The sequence below is a fragment of the Limisphaera sp. 4302-co genome (assembly GCF_049537155.1).
In the GTDB taxonomy this organism is placed as follows: Bacteria; Verrucomicrobiota; Verrucomicrobiia; order Limisphaerales; family Limisphaeraceae; genus Limisphaera.
On sequence record NZ_JBMVQZ010000007.1, the window covers coordinates 187,201 to 197,413 of the forward strand.

A 10,213-nucleotide genomic window follows, 5' to 3' on the forward strand; every position below is an offset into this window, starting at 1 on the left:
TCCTGGCTCTGGTGAGCGGGGCGCGGTTCGAACCGCGCCCTTTTTGCTTTCACTCACGCACGGCAACCGACGCTGCCACCGCAGAGCCCCGGAGCAAATCGCGGAGCCCCGGAGGCGGAACCGTGCGGGGACCGCGGCCGGGACCTGCCTTTCCCGTAACCATGGAGGCCGGGAGAAGGAAACACCTTCTTTTCAACCACGGAGGCCCGGAGGGCACAGAGGCAAAGCACAGAGACACTGTCTGGATGTTACAGGTTGAGCATGCGCTCCATCATCTTAAAGGGCATTTCATGCGGGGCGTGTGTGGGTGTTCTTAGCGTGGGCGGCATTGCCAGTCTCTTGTGCCGACCGGTTGCTTGCCCGGCCCGACGGTATGGGTTTCTTGTGACCTCTTGTTTCTCTTCTGTGATGCTCTCTGTGCTCTCCGTGTCTCTGTGGTTTATGGTAAAGATCCTCTCGGTGTCTCCGTGGTGAACTCCGTGTCTCCGTGGTCCAGCACGGCTCCCGGACGTACCCAAGAGACCCGGAGGCGGAACCGTGCGGGGACCGCGGTCGGGACCTGCCTTGTCCTGTAACCACCTAGGCCGGGAGAAGGAAACACCTTTTGTTCAACCAAGGAGGCACGGAGGAGACAGAGGAGAAACCCAGGGATTTTTCTTTTCCTTTTACATGATCATGTTGCCCATTGGCATCGAGCTGTGTCCGTTAAAGTTGGTTGTTATCCTGTGTGGCGATTCGGCTGTTCGGGCCGGCGGGTAACCATTGGCAACGTCAGTTGTGTGGGAACACTCTCCTTTTTTCTCTGTGCCAGTCTCTGTGTTCTCGGTGCCTCTGTGGTTTATCTTTGAGATCCTCACAGTGTCTCCGTGGTGAACTCCGTGTCTCGGTGCTCCATCACGGCTCCCGGACGCACCCGGGAGCCCCGGAGGAGGAACCTTGCCGGGACCGCGGCCGGGGCGTCTCTTGTCCTGTAACCACCCAGGCCGGGAGAAGGAAACACCTCTTGTTCAACCACGGAGGCACGGAGGAGACAGAGGAGTAGCACAGAGACGCAGTCTGGATGTTACAGGTGGACCATGCGCTCCATCACCTTAAAGGGCATTTCATGCGGGGCGCGTGTGGGTGTTCTTGGCATGTTTGGTATTGCCAGTCTCTTGTGCCAGCCGGTTGCTTGCCCGGCCCAGCAGTATTGGTTTCTTGAGACATCTTGTTTCTCCTCTGTGAAGATCTCTGTGTTCTCTGTGCCTCCGTGGTTTCTGGTAAAAATCCTCTCGGTGTCTTTGTGTTGAACTCCGTGTCTCCGTGGTGCACCCGGGCGGTCGGAGACGACCCCTCAATCCTCCGGCCGCTCACCGTGCGGGGCCATCTTGACCAGGCGCGGATCGAACTGCGCCACGATCTCCACCAGATCGGACTGCGCAGCCATCACCTCGCGGATGTCCTTGTAAACCATCGGCACCTCGTCCAGACCGGCCGAGATGAGGGTGATGCCGCGTTCCTTCAGATACCGCTGCACCTCTTTCCAATTGAACCTCTTCATTGCCGCCGTGCGGCTCATGACGCGGCCGGCCCCGTGGGCGGCGGAAAACAGCGAGGCCGGATTCCCCTTGCCGCGGACGACGAATGCCGGCGAAGCCATGGATCCGGGAATGATGCCCAGCACGCCGCGCCCGGCGGGCGTGGCCCCCTTGCGGTGCACGATGACCTCGCGTTCCCGGCCCCCGATGCGGTGGCGTTCTTTCCAGGCAAAATTGTGGTGGTTTTCCAGCTCCAGCAGGATGGGCACGCCGAGGTTCCGCGCGATGTGCCGGTGGATGCAGGCATGATTGGCGGCGGCGTATTTGCCCATCAGCTCCATGGCCGCCCAGTATTCCTGACCCTCGGCAGTGTCGAGATCCAGCCAGGCCAGATGCCGCAGTTCACGCGGCAACTTGGGATGCCTGGCCTGGGCCAGCCGGCTGTAATAATCGCAGACAGCCGCGCCGGTGCCGCGGCTGCCGCTGTGACTCAGCAGCGCCACGTATTGACCCGGCGGCAGACCTCGCAGCGGTTCGTGCAACGTCAGCACACCGAACTCCACGAAGTGATTGCCGCTGCCGCTGGTGCCGAGCTGCGCCCAGGCCCGGTCCTTGTACTGTCGCGTGACCGGGCTGACCGACCAGTCCTCGTCCATGACCGGATGATCGCGACGGTGCTGGAAGGTCGCGCCGACGCCGAACCGGGTTTCGTTCTCGATGGCGCGGATGAGGCGGTCCTTGCGGCGCTCGAGATCTTCCAGCGGCAGATCCAACACGCTCAGTTTCATGCGGCAGGCGATGTCCACGCCCACGCCGAAAGGAATCACCGCATTGTCGGTGGCCAGCACCCCGCCGATGGGGAGGCCGTAACCGACGTGTGCATCCGGCATCAGTGCCCCGGCCAGCGCAACAGGCAGCCGACAGGCCCGTTCCATCTGTTGAACCGCTTCTGCGTCGAGCTTGTCGCCCCATTGCCGCCAGGGCGCGCCGCCGCTGTTGGGCAGGGGCAGGGTGGGGGCGGCCAGAAGCGCCCGGGCCAGGGGTCCCCGCTCGGGATCGCCACGGAAAGGTTCGGGATCCGCCACTACGGCGGCGAGGTCGGATCGAATTTGTTCGGGATCCTTCCCGGCCGTCTCCCAATGCTCGACCAATGCCCGTGCCTGCCGGAGGGCTTCGCCCTCGGGCACGCCCATCGCACGCAGTTCGGCTTCCGTGACTGCCATGGGTCGTTGAGTTCGATGCATGGTTTCCGATCCGGGCCACCCAACCGGGACCGGTCCGTTCAAGGTAACCGCCGCGCGGCCGGTTGGAAAGGCCTCCGACGCCCTCCGCGGGCGCCCGGGCGCGGTTCCCCGACACGGCTTGGACAGGCCCTGCTTGCGCGGCCGCGCCAAGCCCGCGTAGAATCGCCGCATGAACCGGTGGACGCTCCTCGGCATGTTGGGCCTGGCCTTGTACATGGGTGCGGCGACGGCGGCGGAGGTCCGCACACTGCCGTTGGGGGCGCGGGCGCCGGAGTTCGATCTGCCGGGCGTGGACGGACGCCGGTGGGCATTGAAAGACTTCGACGGCGCGCGGATCCTGGTCGTGGTCTTCACCTGCAATCACTGTCCCACCGCCCAGTACTACGAACCGCGCCTGAAACAGATCGTCGAGGATTACCGCCCGAAAGGAGTGGCCCTGGTGGCCATCAGCCCCAACGTGCCCGAGGCGGTCCGCCTGGACGAGCTCGGTTGGAGCGACATGGGCGATTCGTTTGCCGAGATGAAGCTCCGGGCCCGGGAACGCCAGTTCAATTATCCCTACCTGTACGCCGGCGACGCGGAAGACGTCTCCCGCGCCTACGGTCCTGTGGCCACGCCGCATGTGTTTGTCTTCGACGACCAACGGCGGCTCCGGTACGTGGGCGCCGTGGACGATTCCGAACGGGTGGAACATGTCCGGCGCCACTGGTTGCGCGAAGCGCTCGACGCCCTCCTGGCCGGACGCGACCCGGAGGTCAAGCAGACCAAGGTAGTGGGTTGCTCGATCAAGTGGTCCGACAAGATCCCGCAGAACCGCGCATTTCTGGAAAGGTTGGCCCGGGAACCCGTGGACCTCGAACTGGTGGACGAGGCCGGCTTGCGCGCCTTGCGCCTCAACGAGCGCACGGGAAAGTTCCGGCTCGTCACCTTCTGGGCCACCTGGTGCGCGCCGTGTGTGGCCGAGTTCGGCGAGTTCGTCACCACCTGGCGCATGTACCGGCACAGGGAGTTCGATCTGGTCACCGTCTCGCTGAACCGACCCGACGAGCGCGAGCGGGTGCACGAGTTTCTCCGGCGGCAACAGGCCTCGTGCCGCAACCTCCTGTTCGGCAGCGCGCAGCGCGAACCGCTCATCGATGCCTTCGATCCCACGTGGCAGGGGGTGGTGCCCTACACGGTCCTCATCGATCCGGAGGGCCGGGTGATCTGGCGGGAAACCGGCAGCGTGGATTTCCTCGCCCTCCGGCGCACGATCGTCCGGTCGCTGAACGAGCGGAAACCGTGGTAGGGCAGGGCGGCGGCCGGCCCCGTCAACACCCGCCTCACCGGGGCCAGACCGCCCCGGGCCGGCGGTGTCGCAGCAACCACCCGTACAACTCCGTCTGTTCGTAGGTCGCCGTCCACGAGTCGTGGCCGGCCTCGGGATAAACGGTCAACCGAACCTCTTTCACCCCCAGTTCCTTCAGCGCCTTCACCATCCGCTCGGATTCGCTCAGGGGCACCACCTCGTCCCTGGCGCCGTGAAACGCCCACACGGCCAGGTCCCGCAACGACTCGAGCTTTTCCCGTCCGGCCAGGCGCACGTCAATCCATTCGCCTCCGCCGCAGATGGGCACAATGGCCGCGAACCGTTCCGGATGCAGCAGCCCCAGTTTCCACGTGCCGTATCCACCCATGCTGAGCCCCGTCACATAGACCCGCTCCGGGTCCACCGGCAGCCGGCGCACGCAATCCTCCAACAACGCGGTCAGCGCCACCGGATCCCATACGCGACCTTCCGGACATTGCGGTGCGACCAGAATGAACGGAAAACGGGTCCCCCGCCGGACCAGCGCCGGCGGTCCGTGCACCGTCACACGGGCGAGGTCTTCCCCCCGTTCACCCGCACCGTGCAGGAACAGCACCAACGGCAGGCGACCCGATCCCTCCGCCCGTTCCTGCGCACCCTCCGGCAGGTGGAGCAGGTAACGCAATCGAACCTGCTGCACCACCCGGGCCTCGAACTCGCACGATCGGAACGGACCCGGCGGATCCTCCCCGGCCACACTGGACGCATCCGCAAAAAACCACCCGGGGACCATCCCCAGGACGGTGACGATGCCGGACAACGGGCCAAGACTGCGCATGTGGGGCATGGTCGGAACTGTGGTTGCGGGTCCTCCACCTACATGAGTTTGAGCTTGGGCAGGTCCTGGGAATCCACCAGGCCCACCGGTTCGCGCTTGTGATTCACCACGATCAGGTCGTCAATGTTGCGCTGATCGAAAACCTTCAGTGCCTCGGCTGCCAGGGCGTCCTGCCGGATGCACACCGGGTTGCGCGTCATGACCTCGCGCAAGGGACGCGTCAGAAGATGATCATCCTCGGGTATGCGCCGCCGAAAATCGCCATCGGTAAACACCCCGACGAGTTTGCCCCGCGCGTTGACGATGCTGAGGCAGCCGGACTTGGCACGGGTCATCAGCAGCAATCCGTCCCGAACCGAGAGGTGCTCCGGCGCCACCGCATGCCGTTCGCCGGTCCGCATGATGTCGGCCACGCGCAGGAGCATCGCCCGGCCGATGGCACCGGCAGGATGCAGCCTTGCATAATCACTCCGCTTGAACCCCCGGGCGTGCAGCACCGCCATGGCCAGCGCGTCGCCCAACACCAGCATCGCCGTGGTGCTCGTCGTGGGGGCCAGATTGAACGGACAGGCCTCCCGGGGCACCCGAACGTTCAACACCACGTCACTGTGCCGGGCCAGCGTGGACCGGGGATTGCCGGTCAGACTGATCAGCGCCACCGCAAACCGCCGCAGGGCAGGCAGCAGATTCACCAGCTCATCCGATTCGCCCGAGTAACTCAGCGCCAGCACCACGTCGCCATCGGCCACGATCCCCAGATCCCCGTGCAGCGCGTCCACGCTGTTCAGCACCACCGCAGGCGCGCCCGTGCTGGTGAACGTGGCGGCGATCTTGTGACCGATGTTGCCGGATTTTCCGACACCAGTGACGACGATCTTGCCGCGTTTCCGCAGCGCCGACACCAGCGTCTCCACGGCACGATCGAAAGCGGCGTCGAGTTGCCGGCGCACCGCTCGCAAGCCGGCCAGCTCCACATCGAACACCTTCCGCGCAAGGGCCAGGTGACTCACGGCAGGGCAGCTTGCCAGAGAGATCGGGCCCCTGGCAATGCGCGCGTCGGTCCACGTGCACGCTCCCATCCGCCCGACCGCCCGGGACCATTGCCCGCCCGGAGGCCGCTCCCCGGTTGTGCGCCCGACTCACGTTGCCGGAAGGCACCGCTCCGCTGGCGCCCGAAACCAGAGAAGACCCGAAAAGACATCCACCGGCGCGGCACGGCTGTGGATGGCCAGGCCCATGTGATCACCGGCCGCGTTCAGACCTCCGTTCGAACAAACCGCGGAGCCGCAGAGGCGATGGAGACCGGACGCCGGAGACTCACCCGCGTTCCCCTTGAACCACGTCTGCACCAGGGGCCCCCCCGCCCCGCTCCGGAAGCGCGGCAGCCGGGCGAGATGGGTGCCCCGACGGTCCTCGAGACCCGTGTGATCGGCCTTGGGATGGACCCCCCGGAGCACGCGATCGGACGACTCTTTGTCAGGCCAGCCGGATGCGCGCACGGGTCTGCTGCCTCGCCAGTGCTTCGCACAACGGCTTCCCAGCCTTGCCATCGGCACTTCGCGCCTCGGCGCTCCGCGAAATCAGCAGGGGGGGGCGGCACCCCTTCGATCCGGCAATCGCTGCTTCGTTGAGGGGCTGCTTGGCGTAGCTGACACGCCGTGGTCGGTGCCGCGGGCTCGGGACCAGAAAAACCCGGAAGTCGAATTCTGCGGATCCGGACAGGCCCCCGGGGAGTCCCCGGGGATGGTGCCCGGGGCCGGTGGAGTCGGCAAAAGCCCGCATTTTTCGGGCCTTTTACGCGTTTTTTGTCCTCTCGTGCGGTACGCCGGCGGAATCGGAAAGGGCGTCGGGGCATCCGTAATAGACCCGATCGGCCGAGGAATTCCCCAGGGCCACGATTGGGAGACCGCCCAGATTGTCGGAACGCGCGCCTGTGGTATGAAGGAGTCGTGTTCGCCAAATGGTGTCCCGGCCGCAGCGGCGGCCTTCCAGAGGCGGACACGGGCTCCCGTCGAAACGGGATGCCGCGGGGGTGACCGACCGGTCTTCGGCCACCATCGCGGAAGGGCGCAAGCCACGGGGGCCCGGGAAGAGAAACGGGAGTGGAGTGACAAGCAACATGCCGGAGCAAACACAAACCTTGACGCTGAGCATCAGCCGGGACGGCGCAGGTGCCGGGCCCTTGCCGGTGTGGAAGCGGTTGTTGGACCTCTTCTGCATCCTGGTGAGTCTGCCGGTGACCCTGCCGCTGGGGCTGGCGATCGCCGCGTACATCAAACTGACCTCGCCCGGCCCCGTGCTGTTCCGACAGGAACGCATCGGGTACCGCGGTCAACGGTTTTGGTGCCTGAAATTCCGCACCATGCGGGTGAACGCCGACACCTCCTGTCACCGGGAGCATCTGAAGTCCCTGCTCAAGAGCGACGCGCCGATGGTCAAGCTCGACTTGAAGGGCGATCCCCGGCTCATCCGGGGCGGCGCCTTCCTGCGGGCCACGGGACTCGATGAACTGCCGCAGCTGATCAACGTCCTGCGTGGCGAGATGAGCCTGGTGGGGCCCCGGCCCTGTCTGCCGTACGAATACGAGCAGTACGACGACTGGGCCCGGCAGCGTTGCGAGGCGGTCCCCGGCTTGACCGGTTTGTGGCAGGTCAGCGGCAAGAACCACACCACTTTCCGCCGCATGATCGAGCTGGACATCCAGTACGCGCGGACCAAGTCGCTGTGGCTGGATCTCTGGATCATGGCAAAGACCTTCTCGGCCTTGGCGGCGCAGGTGCGCGAAACCCGCGCCGCTGTCCGCACCCCGGCCTCGTCATCCCCGGCGAGGCCGGCCGTTCCCGCCGCGAACGGGGCCGCCAAGGCCGCCTGATTCTAAAGTTTTCCCACCTTCCGCCGATCCCTGAACCATGGCAAGGCCCTTGACCGTTGGTGTGGTCGGTTGCGGTTACTGGGGACCCAACCTCATCCGCAACTTCCGGCAATTGCCCGATTGCCGGCTCAAGGTGGTCTGCGACCTCAACCCGGAACGCCTGGCCCACATGCGCAGGCTCTATCCGGAGGTCCAAACCACCCAGAACTACGACGAGCTCGTCCGGGACCCCGACCTGGACGCCATCGCCATCGCCACGCCGGTTCGGTTCCATCATCGCATGGCCCGCGCCAGTCTGCTGGCCGGCAAACACACCTTCATCGAGAAGCCCATGGCCGCCAGCGTGGCCGAATGCGAGGAACTGGTCCAACTGGCCGAGGACCGCGGCCTCACCCTCATGGTCGGGCACACCTTCCTCTTCTCCCCAGCGGTCCGGAAGATCAAGGAGATCATCAGCCGCGGCGACATCGGGCCCCTCCATTACATCGCCGCGCGCCGGCTCAACCTCGGCCTGTTCCAGAAGGACATCAACGTCACCTGGGACCTGGCCCCGCACGACCTTTCCATCATCCTCTACATCATGGACAGCCTGCCCCACACGGTCTCCTGCTGGGGCAACGCCCACATCACCCCGGGCATCGAGGACGTCACCAGCCTGCACCTCACCTTCGACAACCACCGCATCGCCATGGTCCACAGCAGTTGGTTGGACCCCAAAAAGGTGCGGGAAATGACCTTCGTCGGCACGCGGCGCATGATCGTCTACGACGACGTCGCGGTGCACGAGAAGATCAAGATCTACGACGCACGCGTGGAGGTGCCACCCCACTACGACACCTTCGCCGAGTTCCAGTACTCCTACCACTACGGCGACATGTACGTCCCGTACGTGAAACAGGAGGAACCCCTCAAGCTGGAATGCCAGCATTTCGTGGAGTGCATCCGCACCGGCCGGAAACCGCTGACCTCCGGCCGGGAAGGACTCGAAGTGGTCCGGATCCTCGAACTGGCCACGCAATCCTTGCGAAACGGAGGCGTGCCCGTGCACGTCAACGGAAACGGGTCCAAACAAACCCTGTTCGAGGCCGAATCCGCCGTGCCGGCAGCCGCCACGGCCCACTCATGACCGCCGCGCCGGGCGGCGGGCGGAAAATCGATGACGTCGCGGCACCACACTTCCAAGGGGCACCGTGGCCTGTATCCCGCCCGAAACCCTGGCCCGGAACCTGCTCCGCAGACGCCCTGGCCAGCTACAACAAAGACCTGAACATGAATGCGCAACCTGTCAAAGTGCCCTTCCTGGATCTGAAGGCACATCACGCACCCATTCGTGACGAGGTCCTCCGGGCCATCGAACGGGTCATGGACACCAACGCCTTTGCGGGCGGGCCGTTCGTGGAGGCGTTCGAAAAGGACTGGGCCGCCTACTGCGGCAGCCGGCACGCCATCGGCGTGGGCAGCGGGACCGACGCCCTCTGGCTGAGCCTCCTGGCCCTGGGGGTCGGCCCCGGCGACGAGGTCATCACCGTCCCGGCCAGCTTCATGGCAACGGCGGAGGCTGTCTCGTTTTGCGGCGCCCGGCCGGTGTTCGTGGACATTGATCCCGTCACTTACACCATGGACCCCGCCCGCTTGGAACGGGCCATCACACCTCGCACCCGGGCCATCGTGCCCGTGCACCTGTTCGGTCAGGTGGCCGACATGGATCCCATCCTGGACATCGCGCGCCGGCATGGCATCCCCGTGGTCGAGGACGCCTGCCAGGCCCACGGCGCCACCTACAAGGGACGCCGGGCCGGCACCTTCGGCGTGGCCGGCTGCTTCAGTTTCTACCCGGGCAAGAACCTCGGGGCTTTTGGAGAAGCCGGTGCCGTGGTGACCGACGACGCCGAACTGGCCTCACGCATCCGCTGCCTCCGCGACCACGGCCAGGCCCGCAAGTACCATCACGACCACATCGGATGGAACGCCCGCATGGACGGCATCCAGGGCGCCGTGCTCCAGATCAAGCTGCGGAGATTGGACGCCGCCAACGAGGCCCGCCGAGCCCACGCCCGCCGGTACGCCAGCCTCCTGGCCGGCTTGGAAGACGTGGTTCTGCCCGTGGAAGCCCCGGAGCGCACCCATGTCTACCACGTGTACGCCGTTCGGGTGCCGAAACGGGACGAGGTCCTCAACCGCTTGAATCGCCGGGGGATCGCCTGCGGGATCCATTACCCGGTCCCCATCCACAGGCAGAAGGCCTACGAATGCCTCGGCCTGGGCGAGGGCAGCTTTCCCGTGGCCGAACAGTGTGCACGGGAGTTCCTTTCCCTGCCGATGTACCCGGAACTTCGCCCTGACCAGGTCGAACTGGTGGCCAGGGAACTCCGGGCTTGTCTGGCCGAGCTGCGGTCCGAGACTCATGCCTGTGCAGTCTGAACAACGGCCCGTTCCCGCCCGGCCGGACCCCCC

Annotated in this window: 7 protein-coding genes; 4 read left to right on the forward strand and 3 right to left on the reverse strand. The window is 65.6% G+C overall.

All coding sequences use genetic code 11. The features are described from left to right. Nucleotides 1-1,333 precede the first annotated feature (1,333 nt). Nucleotides 1,334-2,740: an RtcB family protein gene (locus ACPDIX_RS09130; RefSeq protein WP_423431479.1), complete on the reverse strand. Its 1,407-nt coding sequence runs from the start codon at nt 2,738-2,740 to the stop codon at nt 1,334-1,336. A 190-nt stretch (nt 2,741-2,930) separates the two neighbouring features. On the opposite strand from ACPDIX_RS09130, the gene ACPDIX_RS09135 reads away from it, so the two are divergent. Continuing rightward, entirely contained in the window at nt 2,931-4,049 is a 1,119-nt protein-coding gene (locus ACPDIX_RS09135) for a redoxin domain-containing protein (protein ID WP_423431480.1), read from the forward strand. 34 nt (nt 4,050-4,083) lie between these two features. Here the strand turns inward: ACPDIX_RS09135 and ACPDIX_RS09140 are convergent, their stop codons facing one another. Next, a complete protein-coding gene (locus tag ACPDIX_RS09140) occupies nt 4,084-4,887 on the reverse strand; it encodes a prolyl oligopeptidase family serine peptidase (protein ID WP_423431481.1) in 804 nt (267 codons plus the stop codon). Nucleotides 4,888-4,925: 38 nt separating this feature from the next. Next, the gene (locus ACPDIX_RS09145; protein ID WP_423431482.1) at nt 4,926-5,897 is read right to left on the reverse strand and encodes a KpsF/GutQ family sugar-phosphate isomerase; all 972 of its coding nucleotides are present in this window, start codon (nt 5,895-5,897) and stop codon (nt 4,926-4,928) included. Nucleotides 5,898-7,006: 1,109 nt separating this feature from the next. On the opposite strand from ACPDIX_RS09145, the gene ACPDIX_RS09150 reads away from it, so the two are divergent. The 3 genes from ACPDIX_RS09150 to ACPDIX_RS09160 all read left to right on the forward strand — a co-directional run bounded on the left by ACPDIX_RS09150 (nt 7,007) and on the right by ACPDIX_RS09160 (nt 10,180). Beyond that, the gene (locus tag ACPDIX_RS09150; protein WP_423431483.1) at nt 7,007-7,759 is read left to right on the forward strand and encodes a sugar transferase; all 753 of its coding nucleotides are present in this window, start codon (nt 7,007-7,009) and stop codon (nt 7,757-7,759) included. A gap of 37 nt (nt 7,760-7,796) precedes the next feature. Further along, complete coding sequence (locus ACPDIX_RS09155) at nt 7,797-8,885, forward strand: Gfo/Idh/MocA family protein (RefSeq protein WP_423431484.1); 1,089 nt, start codon at nt 7,797-7,799, stop codon at nt 8,883-8,885. A gap of 143 nt (nt 8,886-9,028) precedes the next feature. After that, the gene (locus ACPDIX_RS09160; RefSeq protein WP_423431485.1) at nt 9,029-10,180 is read left to right on the forward strand and encodes a DegT/DnrJ/EryC1/StrS family aminotransferase; all 1,152 of its coding nucleotides are present in this window, start codon (nt 9,029-9,031) and stop codon (nt 10,178-10,180) included. Nucleotides 10,181-10,213: the final 33 nt, after the last annotated feature.